Origin of the sequence: Clostridium sp. SHJSY1 (genome assembly GCF_031626875.1) — a bacterium.
GTDB lineage: Bacteria > Bacillota > Clostridia > Clostridiales > Clostridiaceae > Clostridium.
On record NZ_JANDMF010000037.1, the window covers coordinates 37,451 to 54,439 of the forward strand.

The following is a 16,989-nucleotide window of genomic DNA, read 5'->3' on the forward strand; positions in this document are numbered from 1 at the left end:
TCAATATAAATAATACTATAATTAACCAAAATATTGAAGCTAAACTTCTTATTTCCCACTCTTTATATTATGTATAATCAAAGTCATTTATATGATTTTATCATATATATTTTTTGTCCATAAAAAAAGTCTCAAAACAGCAATTTAGCTATTTTAAGACTTTTTATATATTATTCTTGATCTAATATTATTTTCTTAGCTGTTAATATTGAAGTAGCACTCATTGAGAATTCATCTAGTCCATATTCAACTAGAGTTGGAATAGCAGCTTCATCTCCTGCCATTTCTCCACACATTCCTACCCATTTACCATGCTTATGAGCACCATCTATTGTCATCTTTATTAACCTTAATACTGCTGGATGCATTGGATTGTAAAGATATGATACCTTTTCACTCATTCTATCTGCAGCTAATGTATATTGAATTAAGTCGTTAGTTCCTATTGAGAAGAAATCAACATGCTTTGCAAGCTCATCAGCATAAACTGCAGCAGCTGGAATTTCAACCATTATACCCCATTGAATTTCTTCTGAGAATGTTTTTCCCTCTAACTTTAATTCAGCCTTACATTCTTCAACAACTTCTTTAGCTTGCATGAATTCTTCTAATCCTGATATCATTGGGAACATTACACAAAGGTCTCCATATACAGAAGCTCTTAACAATGCTCTTAATTGTACCTTAAATAATTCTTTTCTATCTAAACAAAGTCTTATTGCTCTATATCCTAAGAATGGATTCATTTCTTCTGGTAATGGTAAATAAGGAAGAGTCTTATCCCCACCAATATCAAGTGTTCTGATTACAACTTGCTTACCTTCCATCTTTTCAAGAACAAATTTATAACTTTCATATTGTTCTTCTTCAGTTGGTGCATTATCTCTATCCATATATAAGAATTCAGTTCTAAATAATCCAACACCATCTCCACCATTAGCAAGTACACCAAGTACATCTTCTGGTTTACCTATATTTCCACAAACTTCTACTCTCTTTCCTGATTTAGTAGTAGTCTTAACATCTATTAATTTCTTTAATTCTTCTTGTTCTCTAGTGAACTTTTCCTTTTTAGCTTTGTATTCAGCTATAACTTCTTCAGATGGGTTTATTACAACATCTCCTGAAATACCATCTAATATGACGATATCCCCATTTTTAACTGAAGTTGTTATGTCTCCAAGTCCAAGTACAGCTGGAATTTCTAATGTTCTTGCCATTATAGCAGCATGAGAAGTTCTTCCCCCTATGTTTGTCATAAATCCTATAACTTTACTTCTGTCAAGTTGTGCTGTATCTGATGGAGTTAAATCATGAGCAACTACTACTGTATTTTCTTCAGTAATAGCAAATGCATCTCCACCTTTACCTGCTAAATTTGATATGATTCTTTTTGATACATCCTTTATATCAGCTGCTCTTTCTCTCATGTAAGCGTCTTCCATAGACTCAAATATCATAACAAATGTATTAGTTACACTGTCAACTGCTTTCATTGCATTAATACTGTTAGTCTCAATTTCAAGATTCATAGCTCCTGTGAATTCAGGGTCATCTAGTAATGTAATATGTGCTTCAAAAACTGCTGCTTTTTCTTCTCCCATTTCAACTGCAGCTTTTGCTTTTATTTTTTCTAATTGTTCTCTTGCATCATCTAGTGCTTTTTTTAATTTTTGTTGTTCTCCAGATACATCTGTAACTTTAGAATCTGTTATAACGATTTCTTCATGCTCTTGCACAAAAACTTTTCCTATTGCATATCCTTTTGAAGCGGCAATACCTTTTTTCATAATTAATGATCCTCCTCGAAATTATATATTAATTCACTAAAATTACTTGATTTAAAAGTTAACTCCCACTGGTAACACTTTGGTAAACCCTTAACAATTAACAGTAACATAGATTATTATATCATATTTTTTAATCATGTTAACCTTTAAATAATACTTTTTTCTTGAAAAATGCACAAAAACTTTTAACTATATAAGTAAAATTGCTAAAAATTTCACTTTTAGCAACTATGCTTATATAGTTCTTTAAACATATATTGAATTTTTTTCAACATTTGGCGTTAAATCACCGAATTTGTTATTTTTTTGTCATTTTTACAAATCATCTTTAAGCGCTGTAACTTTAGCATATGCAGTAGATTTTCCTTCAAAAAAATCTGTTTTAACTAAATTTGCATCAGCTAAAATATCTATCCAAGGTGCAGGATTTGTATTAACATCATTGAATACTTTTCCAAACCCTATTGCTTTTAATCTTAAATTTCCCAAATACTTTATATAATGTTCTATTAATCTATTATTGATACCTTGTATACTATTACCTATTACATATTGTCCCCAAGCAATTTCGTGTTGAACCCCTGTTACCATCATATCAATAAGTTCATTTTTCATATCTTCTGAAAATAACTCTGGTTCTTCTTCTTGAAGCTCTTTAATAATATTTCTAAATAACCAAAGGTGTGTATTTTCATCTCTATTAATATATCTTATCTCTTGAGCTGAGCCTGCCATTTTCCCATTTCTCTCAAGATTATAAAAGAACATAAATCCTGAATAAAAATATATACCTTCAAGTATATAATTAGCCATTATTGTTTTTAATAAATTTTCTTTTGTTGGATTTTCAATAAATTTATTATATAAATCACCAATAAATTTATTTCTTTCTAGAAGTATTTTATCATCCTTCCATTGATATAAAATTTCATTTCTCTTTTCTGGTGAACAAATTGTATCTAACATATAACTATAACTTTGTGAATGTACTGCTTCTTGGAATGCTTGAATAGTTAAACATAAATTTACTTCACTTGCTGTAATATAACCTGATATATTTCCTAAGTTTGCAGTTTGAATTGAATCCAAAAAAATTAAAAAAGATAATATCTTATCATATGCTATTCTTTCATTTTCTAAAAGATTCCCATAATCTTTTAAATCTTGAGATAAATTTACTTCTTCAGGTATCCAAAAATTATTCATAGCCTGCCTATACCAATCACTAACCCAAGAATACTTCATATTGTTAAAATCATTAAGATTAGTTGTATTTCCATTTATCATTCTTTTCTTATTTACTTCAACATCTCCAAATTCATTAAACAATGGTTTTCTATTAATACTCATAATTTCACTCCTTAAGCTGAACAACTTTCACAATCTCCAACAGTTAAAGATTTACTTCTCACATAATATATTGATTTAACCTTACATTTACATGCTTCAATATAAAGATTCATTATCTGTCTCATTGTATAATCAGTAGTAATATATAAATTGAATGACTGTCCTTGATCTATGTGACGCTGTCTTATTCCATTAATTTTCACACACCAATCTTGATTTATATTATATGCAGAATTATAATACCAATAGTTATCCTCACAAAGATTAGGAGCTGTTTTGGGTACTATACTTCCTTTCTTTTCTTCTAAATAAAATCTAGACATTATAGGATCAATACCTTCACTTGTGCCTGCTATAGTTGCTGTTGACCCATTTGGTGCAACTGCCATTAAATATCCATTTCTTATTCCATATTTCTTAACATCATTTTTAAGTTTCACCCAATCATCTGAATCATAATTTCTTTCCATAAAATAATTACCATTCTCCCAATCTGATCCACTAAACTCTGAATATTTCCCTTTTTCTTTTGAAATATTCATACTTGCTTTTATAGAATGGTAATTAATCCTTTCATACACTTTATCAACAAATTCTAAATGCTTATCTGCTGTCCAATGTATTTTATTGTTTGCTAACATATGATGATATCCACTGGTTCCAAGACCAATTCCTCTATATCTTTTATTCGTAATTTCTGCAAAAGGTACTGAATAGTAATTTAGATCAATTACATTATCCATAGCTCTTATTTGAGTTTCAACAACATATCCAAGTTCCTCATCATTTAAAATATCAACATTTCCTAAAACTATGGACGAAAGATTACAAACGACAAAATCTCCAGCCTTCCTCTTCTCAACTACTATTTTTTCTCCATTCTCATCTATAATTTCATCTTCTTTTGATTTCATTGCACTCATATTTTGCATTATTTCTGTGCAAAGATTTGAAGAATATATCATTCCTTTGTGTTTATTCGGATTCATTTTATTTGCTGTATCTCTATAAAATGCAAATGGTGTTCCTGTTTCAGCTGCACTTTTAATAATTAACCTTATAATATCTTTAATTGACATAACTCTTTTTGAAATTTTATCATCATCTACACATTCATAATATTTTTCTTCCCACTCTTCTCCATAGAAATCCTCAAGAGAATATCCCTTCATATTTTTTATTTCATGAGGGCACATCATATACCAATTAGCATCTATATCATTCTCAGCTAATCTCCAAAACAAATCAGGATAACATAATCCTGGGAAAACATCATGTGCTTTCTTTCTATCATCTCCATTATTAGTTCTAATTTGTAAAAATTCTGGCAAATCTTTATGCCAAGCATCTAACCATATTGCTACTGATCCATTTCTTACACCAAGCTGATCAACAGCTATCGCTGTATCATTAAACAACTTAATCCAAGGTATAACGCCACCAGAAGCCCCTTTAAATCCTCTTATAGGTGATCCTAGAGCTCTAACCTTCCCTAGGTATATACCCATTCCTCCCCCAAACTTAGACACTTCTGCAAAGTTATCCAACGATTTATATATACCGCTCAAACTATCATCTACTGTATCTATAAAACATGAGCTTAATTGATAAAATGGTTTTCTTGCATTACTCATAGTAGGAGTAGCCATTGTTGCTTTAAGCGAACTTAAAACATTATAAAATCTTTTTGCCCACTGAACTCTATTCTCCTTTTTTTCTGGTATTGCAAGATGCATCGCAATTCCCATAAACATCTGTTGTGGCAGTTCAACTATATTTCTACTAAAATCATGTATAAGATATCTTTTACTAAGCAAATCAATTCCACTATAAGTGAATAAATAATCTCTTTCAGGCTTTAATTCTTTTTCTAATTCATAAATTTCCTCTCTAGAATAATTTTCCAAAATATATTTTCCATATAGATTCTCTTTAGTTAAATATTCAATGAAAGAATATAAATTTGAATATAAATCTTCCTCAAATCCTATACTTCTATTTTTTCTAACTTCATCATATAGTCTTCCCATATATAATCTAGCGGCTACATACTGCCACTTAGGTTCTATATCTGTTGTTAACTCTAAAGCTATTTGTATCAAAGAGTCCCTTATCTCATGAATAGACATATTAGGCCTCTGTATATTCTCCAAAGCTTCTAAAAGTCTTTCTTTAATATATCCCCTATCTCCATCTTCGATTTCTTTTAATGCAAATTGGCATAAATCATCTACATTTTTCATATTAACCCTCCACAATATCTAGTATACATTCCACATTTTCTCACCTTTGCATACAACATATTGTAATTATAATTATTATCTCTTAATATGTAAAATTACCTAATACCTTTTTAGCTACACTAGATAAAAATATTAAATCTATACTTCTATTTTCTCATTTTATCTATAATAACTATTATTACATGATATTTCATATTTATTTCGTTCAAAATAAAAAGCCATTTAAAAATCAATTATATTTTTAAATAGCTTTTACCTTCTATATTTAATTATATATAATTTCTATTGCTTAATTTAACATCTTTACTTGTTACCTTTAGGTAATGTAATATATATTTTAAACATGTCTCCTTCTCTAATAATACTAATATTACCTTTATGTAATTCAATAATACTTTTAGCAATTGCAAGTCCTAAACCAGATCCCTCAACATTAGAATTCCTTGAACTATCTCCTCTAGCAAATCTTTCAAATATATCATTATTGTCAAAATTCATATCATAATTTGCTACATTCTTAAATGCTATTTCTACATTATCATCTTCATCTAATACATCTATATACACTCTTGTATTCTCTAATGAGTACTTTAATGCATTGATAACTATATTTTCAATAACTCTTGATATCATTTTCCCATCAAGGTCCATATCAATTTCTTCTACTTCACAATTAACTTTAAACTCAATGTTTTTCTCCTCATACAGATAAGAATACTCTCCTACAGCTTGATGAATTAAAGACATTATATCTATATTTTCTTTATTCAGTTGAATCTTTCCACTATTTATCTTTGACATCTCAAATAAATCATCTATTAGAACTTTAAGCCTTTTAGACTTTTGTTCTACTATCATAATATATTCTTTGCCCTCCTCTTCTGTTATGTCTGGAGACTTTAATATATTTACATAATTAATAATTGATGTTAACGGAGTTCTTAAATCATGTGATACATTAGAAATAAGTTCTGTTTTCAATTTTTCATTTTTTAAGGTTTCTTCAACTGCTATTTCATATCCTGATTTTATTTTTGTTATATTTTGTATAAGTTCTAAAATTTCTGGTCCACCTTGTTCTACAATATGATAATTTAATTCTCCTTCATTAATTTTTTTTAAACTATCATTAACCATAGATATCTCTATAGTTTTCTTAATTGAATACATTATTCCTATCATAGGCAAAACCATAAGTAATACACTACCTTTAAATGGATACTTTTTGAAGAATGTTACAATAATATTATTTTCCTCTCTACCTATTGCTAATAAATAAAGATATACCACAAATAATATAGATGAACATATTATGGCTGCTATAAGAGTTCTCCTAGTTTGTTTATATTTAAATCCATGCTTTAATACATAAATAATACTATAAACAAAATTCCCATTAATAATTGTATTTTTTTTATTAATAATAAAAACTACTAGTATTTTTATAAATAAAAATATTCCTATAAAAAATAAAATGCTTGAATAGAATACAATTTTCCAATTAGAAATTTCAGTATAGTTATCTAAGGACGTATAATAATATTCTTGATAATTACCTAATATGTTTTTATCTACTTTACTTCCTTCTTCTTCAACTAAATTATTAAATTTATTTTCATTATCATAACTTAATACTAAATCTTTTCCATTATACTTTTCTGATATATATAATCTAATATTCTCATCTGTATATTGTGCTTCTGGTACATCTAAATATTGACTTGAATCATTAGTTATTATTTCATTAGTATTTTTATTTCTAACAATAAAGTAAATACCCTTTGCATTAGAATATCCTTCCTTTTCATAATATTTATATATAAAATTTTTCTTAATTATATTAACTGTATCTTCATTTCCATAATATACTTTTTGAAAAGAATTTGTCTTATCATAAACTATCTTTACCAAGTCAAACGAATCTGACTTTAAAGCTTTCCCATAATACTCTTTAGGATGTAAAGTTGCTTCTATTGCCGTTATGACCTTAGATGATGAATTGTGCAAAAAAACCTTATATATTTCAGCTCCAAAATAGGCACATATTAATGTTACAACCACTATCTCAACTAGCCATATTTGACTTATGTACTTCTTAAGTCTATTTTTCAATTTTATAGCCAATCCCCCACACCACCTTAATATATTCAGGTTCCTTAGTATTTAACTCAATCTTCTCTCTAATTCTTCTTATATGAACTGTAACAGTATTCTCACTCTTATAAAACGGTTCTTCCCATACCTTTTCATATATTTCTTTTATTGAAAAAATACGTCCAAGATTAGATGCTAACAAATATAATATCTTATATTCTGTAGCTGTTACTCTTATTTCTTCTCCTCTTACTTTTATGTTTTTAGCTAAAGTATCTATTTCTAAATCTTTAACTTTAATTGTTCCTTGATCCTCAACACTAAGTGGATTTTCATATCTTCTTAATTGAGACTTTACCCTAGCTACAAGTTCAAGGTGATTAAATGGTTTTGGAATATAATCATCAGCTCCAACATTTAATCCTAATATTTTATCTGAATCTTCACCTTTAGCAGATAACATTATGATTGGTATATTATTACTTTCCCTTATTTTCATACATGTTTTTATTCCATCTAATTTAGGCATCATAATATCTAAAATAATTAAATGTATCTGCTTACTTTCTAATATATCTAATGCCTCAATTCCATTTTCAGCCTTGATTACCTTTAAATTCTCACCTCTTAAATATATTTCAATAGCATCTCTTATTTCCTTTTCATCATCAACTACTAAAACATTATACATTACATAACCCCCCTCAGGCTTTTATTCTTATTATAACCTAACTTTATTAAAGCATAAAATAATCCATCCTTTATTACGTTTTTATTAATAACATTTTATCTTTTTACCTAGCATAAATCTTTCTCAATTTTCACACTTTATTTCTTGTAAATTTTGTTTGTATATAATAATATTTGTAATTAGTTCAAAACACTTTTATTTTGTTTGTAAATAAATTTTACTGTATAAAAAAAGGTGCTAAGTAAATAAATTCAAATCCACTTATCACCTTTTATCCTATTTAATAATTTCCTGAAAAGCTTTATTACCTCTAACAGGATCAAAATCTTTTTCAGTTCTAGCCTCTTTCTTTATTCCTGACTCTTGATCTTTAGCACTTTCAACTTCAATCGCTTTTTTTAAATTTAATATAGTATTCTCTACATCACCTCTTCTTCCATAAATAGAAGCTTTACCATAATAACTCCACATGTAATTTTCTACTTCAAGAGCTTTATCATACCAACTTAATGATTCATCATACTTTCCATTCAACTCATAATTTAATGCTTTATTAAATCTAGCATATCCATAATCTCCCTTTATCTGTAAGGATTTATCTATATCTTTCATTCCTTCTTCAAATCCAATACTATAAGCTTTAGCTATTCCTCTAATATTATATGCTTTATAGCTTTCAGGAAACTTAGATACAATATTGTTTGCTTTTTCAATGGAACCACTATAATTTCCTTGAAAAAATAAGCTATAAGCTTCATTATATAAAGTCTCTTCTTCCTGATTATTGGAGTTTTTTTCTTCTACTTTATCAATCTGTTCTTCTTCACTAGATATATGTTCTTCACTGCTTGCTTTTTCTTCAACTTTAATACTTTTTCTATTATCTAATCCAATATTAATAATTATTAGTATTGATATAATTACCAATATAATTAACAATAATATTTTAGTTCTTCTATTTCCTGGAATTTTTATTCTATTCATAAAAATTAACTTCCTTTCTTAAACTTTACATAAAAAAATGAATTAATTTCCTTTAGTTCTCCATTTTTTATATTTTTTTCGTATAAATACTTAACTTTAGGATATTTTATGTTTATAATTATCTTTGGATTTAAGAAAAATATTTTTACATTAATATGAGGTATATTTTATCATGGATTTTATAAAAAAACATAATGAATTTTTAATTGACTTAGTATTTATATTCTTAGGATGCTTTATAGCTTCTTTAGGAGTAAACTTATTTTTAATTCATGCTCAATTATTAAGTGGCGGTGCTACAGGTATAGCCCTTATTATTGAATATCTTACTGGATTCGGATCAGGTTTTACTGTATTTTTACTAAACTTACCATTGTTCATTATAAGCTACAAAAAATTATCTAGAAAATTCACATTATACTCTGCTATTGGGATGATATCTTTATCACTCTCACTTATTATTACTAGGCAATTTTCTACCATTATTAAAGTAGATGACGAATTACTTTATTGTATTTATGGTGGTGTACTTTGTGGGATTGGTTATGGTCTTGTATTTCTTAGAAATGGTTCTACAGGTGGTATGGATATAATAACTATGCTTATAAGGCAAAAATATTCAAATTTTAATATAGGTTCTATGGGATTTACATTAAATTGCTTTATTGTATTTATAGGAGCTATTATTTTTGGAATATCTAAAGCTTTATTCACACTTATATCTATCTTTATCCAGGGTATAGTTTTAAATCAAGTAATAAAAGGATTTTCAAGCAAAAAACTTATGCTCATTTTAACTCAAAAAGAAGATATTATAATTAATTATATTATAAAAGATCTTAATAGAGGTGTTACTACACTTCCTGCAAGAGGTGAATTTACTGACAGTGATAGACGTATGTTATACTGCCTAGTAACATCTAGACAAATGTTAGATTTAAAAACAAAAATTTTATCTATTGATTCCACCGCATTTATTAGTATTTTGGATGTTTCTGAAGTTAAAGGAAGTGGGTTTACCAATATATAATTTACATATTTTATTTAAGGTTATCTATTATAAATTAATCGATAACCTTAAATAAAATACCTGTACACAATCAAACTTATGTATACATCTTTAAATAATCTTTTTGTCCATCTGTATAAAGATTATTTCCTTCACTATCAATTATAACTACTAATGGCATATCTTTAACTTCTATCTTTCTAATAGCTTCTGCACCTAAATCTTCATAAGCTATTACTTCTGATTTTATAATACTTCTTCCAATAAGAGCTGCTGCTCCACCAATTGCCCCAAAATAGATAGCTTTATTTTTTTTAATTGAGTTTATAACATCTTCGTTTCTTACTCCTTTCCCTATCATACCTTTTAATCCTAAATCAAGCAGTTTAGGTGCATATGGATCCATTCTATAACTTGTTGTTGGTCCAGCTGACCCAATAACTTCTCCTGGCTTTGCAGGACTTGGCCCAACATAATATATAATTTCATTCTCTATACTAAGTGGTAATTTTTCATTCTTATCCAATAGTTCTATTAATCTTTTATGAGCTGCATCTCTACCTGTGTAAACTGTTCCTGATAATAACACTCTATCTCCAGACTTCAATTTTTTAACTTTCTCTTCTGTAAGTGGGGTTTTCAATTTTATCTCCATAATTAATCTCCTTCTATAGAATGAATTCCTTATGTCTTGTAGCATGACAATTAATATTAACTGCCACTGGCAATCCTGCAATATGTGTTGGATATATTTCTATATTTAATCCTAAAGCTGTTGTTCTTCCTCCAAAACCTTGTGGTCCTATTCCAAGTTTATTAATACTCTCAAGTAATTCCTCTTCTAACTCCTTATAAAAGTTGTCTTTATTTCTTATACTTATAGGCCTAATTAAAGCTTTCTTAGCTAAATATGCTGCCTTATCAAAAGTTCCTCCTATTCCAACTCCTATAACCATTGGTGGACATGGATTTGGTCCTGCTAATTTTACTGTTTCCAATATAAACTTCTTAACTCCCTCAAGACCATCAGCAGGTTTTAACATAGCTATTCTACTCATATTTTCAGATCCAAATCCCTTAGGTGCAACTGTAATTTTCACCTTATCACCTGGTACTATATCATAGTATATGATTGCTGGAGTATTATCCTTAGTATTTATCCTATTAATAGGATCTTTCACAACTGATTTTCTTAAATAACCTTCTTCATACCCTCTTCTTACACCTTCATTTATTGCATCACTTATAGAACCTCCTACAAAATGGACTTCTTGTCCAATTTCTAAAAACACACAAGCCATCCCTGTATCTTGACACATAGGCATTTTACTATCTTTTGCAATCCCAGCATTTATTATTAACTTATCTAATACATCTTCTGCTATTGGATAAGGTTCTTTTTTCTTTGCCTCAATAAGTGCTTCTTCAATATCTCTCCCAATATAATAGTTTGATTCTATACATAAATTTCTTACTATTTTTTCCATCTCTTTTATAGATATTTCTCTCATATGTCACCTCCATATATATACCATTTTATGTACTTTCTCTAATTTTTACAATACATTCTATATAATTGTATATTTTATTCTTATTAATACTTCATCAATATTACATTAATTAATAAAATATTATCACAATAAGCAGAACAAAAGTTATCTCTAAATATTATATTTTTACTTTCGAGACAACTTTCTTTACATTCTTCCACATTTCCTAGGAAATTATTTTTTTTCTTCAAAATATTTATTTATACCTCCTGAAATTCCTTCCACTATTCTATTTTGATGTTCATCAGTTTTTAACTTCTTTTCTTCTTTATAATTTGATAGGAATCCACATTCTACTATAATAGAAGCTCCCTCATATCCATCTCTAAGAATCTTATATTGATCTTTAGCAGCTTTAGGTACCCTATGGTTATTATCTTCTGTTTTTTCTTTCAATGAATCTTGAATCAATTTGGCTATTTTATTACTTTTTTCATTGCTTGCGTACCATACTTGAGCTCCATAACATACTTCTGAATTAAATTTATTTTGATGTATTGATATAAATACATCACAATTGGTTTCTTTCTTCATTTTACATCTCATGGTTAAATCTTGTGTTTTACTTCCTGCTAATGAATTATCCCCTTCCCTTGTCATATATACTATATATCCTTGATCTTGAAGTTTCTTCTGTAACTTTTTACTTATAGCTAAATTAATCTCCTTCTCAATTGTTCCTTGCTTTCCCCTTGCACCTCCATCAGCTCCGCCATGTCCAGCATCAATTAATATTACTCCCTTTGAATCTTCATTAGCCAATACATTTATTGGGGAAATTATCAAAATCACTAATAGTGAAATAATTACTCTTTGTATTTTCATCATAATCACTCTCCATTCATAAAAACAATTATAAATTTATTATGTGAATTATCAAAGAGATTATTCAAACTATATTGTTCTTTCATTGTTTTAATTACTACAAAAAAACATACATTTTGAAAGAATTTTTTAATTAACTAAAACTCTAAGTTATAACATATAAAATCTCTAAATTTTTCCTAGGATATTTTTCCTTTTAGGTTTACAATGAGAACGTACGTTTGGTTATTGTTTATATATTATTTTTTAAGGAAGGGGTCTTTTATGAATTTAACTGAATTAATATTATGTACTAATAACAAAGAAAATTTTCAAGATATTTATTTAAAATTCAAAAACAGAATAGATTTTTTAACCAAGAGTTTTAATCTTGATCTATACCAAAATGATCTTATATTATTTCTTTGGCAACTTATAAAAAAAATTAATCTCTCTGATTTTAAGTCTGAAGAAGCTTTATATTCCTATATACATATTTCTTTAAAGAACTATTGTATAAATCTTTATCACAAATATCATAAAAACAATAAGGTTACTTATAATTCAATACTTACCAACATTGAAATTGATAAAAATCTTTCTTATACAAATATAGATAATGCTTCTTTCATCTTTGATGAATTAATTGTTGGCTTATCAGATAAACAGAAAAAGGTTATTACTCTGAGATATAAATATTGTCTATCTGATACTGAAATTGCAAATTCATTAAATATATCAAGACAAGCAGTTTATAAAAACAGAATAGCTGCATTAAACAAATTACATAACACTTTATGTTGTTAATCTAAAAAAATTTTAGGAGGTGTTTCATACGGAAGAAAATATAATACAACTTCTTGCAACTCAAGGTGGATTTGCAATATTATTTTGCTACTTATTATTTTATGTTTTAAAAGAAAACAGTAAACGTGAAGCAAACTATCAAGAAATAATTAAAAACTTTTCTAATTCTCTGCCCGATATAAAAGAAGATATCGAAAATTTAAATAATAAACTTAATATCACAAAAGAGTAACTTTCGATTTAAAAAGTTACTTTTTTATGTTTACAAATTTAAATAGATTTCTCTTTAATACTATGAAAACTAAAAATAAAGGAGTGATTCATATGGCTCAAGCAGTATTAAAAATTCAACAATGGTTAAACAAAACTTACTTAGGTAGAACTGGATACACTCAAGTATCTGAAGATGGAACAACTGGATGGGGAACTATTAAAGGACTTACAACTGCATTGCAAATAGAACTGGGTATATCCTCACCAAATGGTAATTTTGGTCCAGCAACAGCTGCGCTTTTAGCAATTTATCAGTTGGCTCAACTAAAACAAATCAAATCTATATATTACAAGGAGCTTTATTCTGCAAAGGATATAATCCTGGTGGATTCACTGGCACATTTGGAGATGGTACAAAAAAAGCAGTAATTCAACTTCAATCTGATGCTGGCTTATCAAATCCAATTGGTGTTGTTACCTCACTTTTAATGAAATCATTATTATCTATGGATGCATTTGTTTTGTTAAATTATGGTGAATACAATAGTGATCCTAACATTCGTATAATCCAACAAAATTTAAATCGTGATTATTCCTCTAATCAATATTTCGCATCAGATATAGGATTGGTTCCTTGTGATGGAATCTATGCTAGATCTACTAACAAAGCACTACTCTATGCTCTACAAATAGAAGAAGGAATTTCTATCCCTAATGGTGTCTTCGGACCAACTACCAAAAGTAGATGTTCAGAATTATCAACTTGAAGTACTAATACTAAGTACATATATTTATTGCAATATGCATTATATTGTAATGGATTTGACCCAAATGGTTTTAATGGTGAATTTGGATCTGGAACCAAAGCAGCAGTAACAAACTTTCAAAAATTTTCATGTTTTAATGTCAATGGAGTTGCAAATATGCAAACTTGGGCATCTTTATTGGTGAGTACTGGAGATTCAAGTAGAAAAGGTACAATGTGTGATTGTTCAACTACAATCACAGCTGCAAAAGCTCAAACTTTATTATCTAATGGTTACAAATCAGTTGGCAGATACCTGACTGGTAAATTTAAGATGACTTCTAATGAATTAAATATAATTTTTAATTCTGGCCTTAAAGTATTTCCTATTTTTGAAACAGGAGGTTATAAATTAGAGTACTTTACATCACTACAAGGTAATAAAGATACTAAAAATGCAATTTCTATTGCAAGCAGTTTTGGATTTGATTCAGGTACTATTATATACTTTTGTGTAGATTATGATGCATTAGGCACTGATATAAATAATGCAATACTTCCCTATTTTAATGAGATTAATCAAGTATTCAAAAGAACAGGTACAACATATAAAATAGGTATATATGCCCCTAGGAGTGTGTGCAGTAGAGTAGCTGAAGCTGGCTATTCATGCAGTAGTTTTGTATGTGATATGTCATCAGGGTTTAGTGGAAACCTTGGATCTCCATTACCTAAGGACTGGGCTATAGACCAAATATCAACTATATCCCTAGGAAGTGGAGATGGTGCTATTGAAATAGATAATAATATTAGTTCTGGTCTAGATATGGGTGTACCTAAGGTAACTCCTGGTAATAATGCTTCAGGAACTACAGATATACATCCTGCCCCTTCAGAACAAGGTGAAATTCAAGGATTATTAAAATCTTTATATGAGATTGCTGAAGGGTATTCTAATAATGGCACTAATCCATATAATACTGTTTTATCTAGAAATATAGCTATATTAGATTTATTACGAGAAGAAAAATATAGTACTAAAGAGTGGCTTGGAACAGTAGGCCCTTTATATAAAAGTTATATAGATTATGTTAAAGCCAACTACTCTGATATCTATAATAAAATATATCCTTATATAAAAGGAGAAAACACTAGAGAATCATATATTAATAATAAATGTGTAGATTTACCTCACTTAGCAGCAACTATTTTAGGATATCATAGTTCCCCATTAGTTCCTGGCTTTTACACTGGATGGGGTGGAGATGTTGCTACTGCAATGGCTGATGTAACTCGACTTAAATACAATCAAAATACAGGAATTAACTCAAATAATAAAGCTATAAAAGAACTTGCAGAACAAGTTATTGGATCTCCTAATTTTTCATGTTCTAGATTGGACATAGAAGGTGATATAGATGCTATATATTTAGCCGAAATCATATCATCTGATAATATAGCAACATTATTCGATACTTATTTTAAAAATGTAAGTTCATTAAGTAGAAGAAATTATTCATTGTCTAAATTTGGATATTATGTTACTCCTACCCTTCAATCACTTTATGAATATGTATCTTACATTATTCTAACAGGTGATTAGGGTATAGATACAGCTCTTGGAACTGGTGCTGTTTTAAGACTTAAGGCTATTTGTCAAATTACAGATGCTAGTGGTAATGTAACTAAAATTGAACCAACAAAAGAAATCGAGCAAGAGACTGTAAGTGCTTTTGCAAAATATATATTAAATAAATTATAAAATTAAAATAATATATTAGTGACAATATTTATTTTAGTTTTCTACAAACTAGATAATCACATATAGTAGATAAATAGACCAGAAATAATGGAATGATATCATAAATTGCTGATTTTACTAAAATACTATCTACATTTAAATGTGCATAAGCTATATATCTTCTCCACATAATAAAAATACCTATAATTATTAATATCATTACATAACGTTTTTTACTTTTTTTATTTAATGTAAAAACACATAAAATTAATAAAAATGATATGAATAAACTCCCCATATAATTAGTAATAGTGTCAAGAAGACTAGCACCATAAATAATATACAGGAATAGATTCTTAACTAAAAATAACATTACTGCTATTAAAATAATATATACTAATACTCTTAAAATTTTATTAATGCTCCCCATAAGAAAATCTCCTCTAATGTTTTATTATAATTTGAAGTTTTATTTAGTATTTTATTCTTATGAAATTTCTTTTAAGTAACTAATTCCACCTATCCATTCTTTATCATAAACGTTCTTTCCATTTTCTGTAGACTTAATTTTAGCATTCATTCTAACTACAAAATTCCCTTTGCTAGATGAATATTTTATATAAAAACCACCTTGATCATTTTCATATTTTACTTTTTCTTCTTTTATATCATCTGGTAATACTGATTTTGCATAATTAATTGCTTCATCATAATATGAAATAGTAATTTATTATTTCATATTCTTTTTAATTTTCCATATTAAATATAAAATACTACTATACCATCAAAATCTTATTAAGGTAAATTTTATAATAATTTCTAATTGATTTAAATAAAAAAATTACATATTAAAACTTATTTTGATTTATTTTGCTAAATATTACTTAAGTAAAGACCAGCTAAGCAAAGTCAAGTGAAATATTAAAAAATATTTTTATTAAAATTTTGCATAGCAAACAGACCGTTTT

At 27.7% G+C, this 16,989-nt stretch carries 16 protein-coding genes; 6 read left to right on the top strand and 10 right to left on the bottom strand.

Annotated elements, in window-relative coordinates:
• Positions 1 to 170: 170 nt before the first annotated feature.
• The 6 genes from ptsP to NNC19_RS16145 all read right to left on the bottom strand — a co-directional run bounded on the left by ptsP (position 171) and on the right by NNC19_RS16145 (position 9,152).
• A complete protein-coding gene (gene ptsP / locus NNC19_RS16120) occupies positions 171 to 1,790 on the bottom strand; it encodes a phosphoenolpyruvate--protein phosphotransferase (RefSeq protein WP_310939698.1) in 1,620 nt (539 codons plus the stop codon).
• A 315-nt stretch (positions 1,791 to 2,105) separates the two neighbouring features.
• Positions 2,106 to 3,140 (bottom strand): ribonucleotide-diphosphate reductase subunit beta, encoded by a 1,035-nt coding sequence (locus tag NNC19_RS16125; protein WP_310939699.1) that lies wholly within the window; start codon positions 3,138 to 3,140, stop codon positions 2,106 to 2,108.
• 11 nt (positions 3,141 to 3,151) lie between these two features.
• Positions 3,152 to 5,383 carry a ribonucleoside-diphosphate reductase subunit alpha gene (locus NNC19_RS16130; RefSeq protein WP_310939700.1) on the bottom strand — a complete coding sequence of 744 codons (2,232 nt, stop codon included), beginning with the start codon at positions 5,381 to 5,383 and terminating at the stop codon, positions 3,152 to 3,154.
• Between the two features lie 303 nt (positions 5,384 to 5,686).
• The gene (locus tag NNC19_RS16135) at positions 5,687 to 7,507 is read right to left on the bottom strand and encodes a HAMP domain-containing sensor histidine kinase (protein WP_310939701.1); all 1,821 of its coding nucleotides are present in this window, start codon (positions 7,505 to 7,507) and stop codon (positions 5,687 to 5,689) included.
• On the bottom strand, positions 7,485 to 8,168 hold the full coding sequence (locus NNC19_RS16140) for a response regulator transcription factor (RefSeq protein WP_310939702.1): 684 nt from the start codon (positions 8,166 to 8,168) through the stop codon (positions 7,485 to 7,487). The genes NNC19_RS16135 and NNC19_RS16140 overlap by 23 nt, the downstream gene beginning before the upstream one ends.
• 276 nt (positions 8,169 to 8,444) lie before the next feature.
• A complete protein-coding gene (locus tag NNC19_RS16145; RefSeq protein WP_310939703.1) occupies positions 8,445 to 9,152 on the bottom strand; it encodes a tetratricopeptide repeat protein in 708 nt (235 codons plus the stop codon).
• Between the two features lie 172 nt (positions 9,153 to 9,324).
• On the opposite strand from NNC19_RS16145, the gene NNC19_RS16150 reads away from it, so the two are divergent.
• Complete coding sequence (locus NNC19_RS16150) at positions 9,325 to 10,182, top strand: YitT family protein (RefSeq protein WP_310939704.1); 858 nt, start codon at positions 9,325 to 9,327, stop codon at positions 10,180 to 10,182.
• 76 nt (positions 10,183 to 10,258) lie between these two features.
• Here the strand turns inward: NNC19_RS16150 and NNC19_RS16155 are convergent, their stop codons facing one another.
• From NNC19_RS16155 to NNC19_RS16165, 3 genes are all read right to left on the bottom strand, one after another.
• Positions 10,259 to 10,816: a Fe-S-containing hydro-lyase gene (locus tag NNC19_RS16155; RefSeq protein ID WP_310939705.1), complete on the bottom strand. Its 558-nt coding sequence runs from the start codon at positions 10,814 to 10,816 to the stop codon at positions 10,259 to 10,261.
• A gap of 13 nt (positions 10,817 to 10,829) precedes the next feature.
• Entirely contained in the window at positions 10,830 to 11,672 is an 843-nt protein-coding gene (locus NNC19_RS16160; RefSeq protein WP_310939706.1) for a fumarate hydratase, read from the bottom strand.
• Positions 11,673 to 11,885: 213 nt separating this feature from the next.
• A complete protein-coding gene (locus NNC19_RS16165) occupies positions 11,886 to 12,536 on the bottom strand; it encodes an N-acetylmuramoyl-L-alanine amidase (protein WP_310939713.1) in 651 nt (216 codons plus the stop codon).
• 264 nt (positions 12,537 to 12,800) lie between these two features.
• Here NNC19_RS16165 and NNC19_RS16170 point away from each other — a divergent pair, with 264 nt between their 5' ends.
• From NNC19_RS16170 to NNC19_RS16190, 5 genes are all read left to right on the top strand, one after another.
• Positions 12,801 to 13,322 (top strand): sigma-70 family RNA polymerase sigma factor, encoded by a 522-nt coding sequence (locus tag NNC19_RS16170; RefSeq protein WP_310939707.1) that lies wholly within the window; start codon positions 12,801 to 12,803, stop codon positions 13,320 to 13,322.
• Positions 13,323 to 13,341: 19 nt separating this feature from the next.
• On the top strand, positions 13,342 to 13,554 hold the full coding sequence (locus tag NNC19_RS16175; protein WP_310939708.1) for a BhlA/UviB family holin-like peptide: 213 nt from the start codon (positions 13,342 to 13,344) through the stop codon (positions 13,552 to 13,554).
• Positions 13,555 to 13,646: 92 nt separating this feature from the next.
• Complete coding sequence (locus NNC19_RS16180) at positions 13,647 to 13,964, top strand: hypothetical protein (protein WP_310939709.1); 318 nt, start codon at positions 13,647 to 13,649, stop codon at positions 13,962 to 13,964.
• Positions 13,880 to 14,302 carry a peptidoglycan-binding protein gene (locus tag NNC19_RS16185; RefSeq protein ID WP_310939714.1) on the top strand — a complete coding sequence of 141 codons (423 nt, stop codon included), beginning with the start codon at positions 13,880 to 13,882 and terminating at the stop codon, positions 14,300 to 14,302. Before NNC19_RS16180 ends, NNC19_RS16185 begins: the two co-directional genes overlap by 85 nt.
• A 27-nt stretch (positions 14,303 to 14,329) precedes the next feature.
• Positions 14,330 to 15,883: a glycoside hydrolase domain-containing protein gene (locus NNC19_RS16190; RefSeq protein WP_310939710.1), complete on the top strand. Its 1,554-nt coding sequence runs from the start codon at positions 14,330 to 14,332 to the stop codon at positions 15,881 to 15,883.
• 187 nt (positions 15,884 to 16,070) lie between these two features.
• Here NNC19_RS16190 and NNC19_RS16195 read toward each other — a convergent pair whose 3' ends face one another.
• The gene (locus tag NNC19_RS16195) at positions 16,071 to 16,451 is read right to left on the bottom strand and encodes a hypothetical protein (protein WP_310939711.1); all 381 of its coding nucleotides are present in this window, start codon (positions 16,449 to 16,451) and stop codon (positions 16,071 to 16,073) included.
• Between the last annotated feature and the right edge of the window lie 538 nt (positions 16,452 to 16,989).

Coding starts and splice junctions, on each gene's coding strand:
- NNC19_RS16155 (WP_310939705.1), bottom strand. CDS start 10,816: ATGGAGATAAAATTGAAAACCCCACTTACAGAAGAGAAAGTTAAAAAA.
- ptsP (WP_310939698.1), bottom strand. CDS start 1,790: ATGAAAAAAGGTATTGCCGCTTCAAAAGGATATGCAATAGGAAAAGTT.
- NNC19_RS16125 (WP_310939699.1), bottom strand. CDS start 3,140: ATGAGTATTAATAGAAAACCATTGTTTAATGAATTTGGAGATGTTGAA.
- NNC19_RS16165 (WP_310939713.1), bottom strand. CDS start 12,536: ATGAAAATACAAAGAGTAATTATTTCACTATTAGTGATTTTGATAATT.
- NNC19_RS16150 (WP_310939704.1), top strand. CDS start 9,325: ATGGATTTTATAAAAAAACATAATGAATTTTTAATTGACTTAGTATTT.
- NNC19_RS16180 (WP_310939709.1), top strand. CDS start 13,647: ATGGCTCAAGCAGTATTAAAAATTCAACAATGGTTAAACAAAACTTAC.
- NNC19_RS16160 (WP_310939706.1), bottom strand. CDS start 11,672: ATGAGAGAAATATCTATAAAAGAGATGGAAAAAATAGTAAGAAATTTA.
- NNC19_RS16130 (WP_310939700.1), bottom strand. CDS start 5,383: ATGAAAAATGTAGATGATTTATGCCAATTTGCATTAAAAGAAATCGAA.
- NNC19_RS16170 (WP_310939707.1), top strand. CDS start 12,801: ATGAATTTAACTGAATTAATATTATGTACTAATAACAAAGAAAATTTT.
- NNC19_RS16195 (WP_310939711.1), bottom strand. CDS start 16,451: ATGGGGAGCATTAATAAAATTTTAAGAGTATTAGTATATATTATTTTA.
- NNC19_RS16145 (WP_310939703.1), bottom strand. CDS start 9,152: ATGAATAGAATAAAAATTCCAGGAAATAGAAGAACTAAAATATTATTG.
- NNC19_RS16140 (WP_310939702.1), bottom strand. CDS start 8,168: ATGTATAATGTTTTAGTAGTTGATGATGAAAAGGAAATAAGAGATGCT.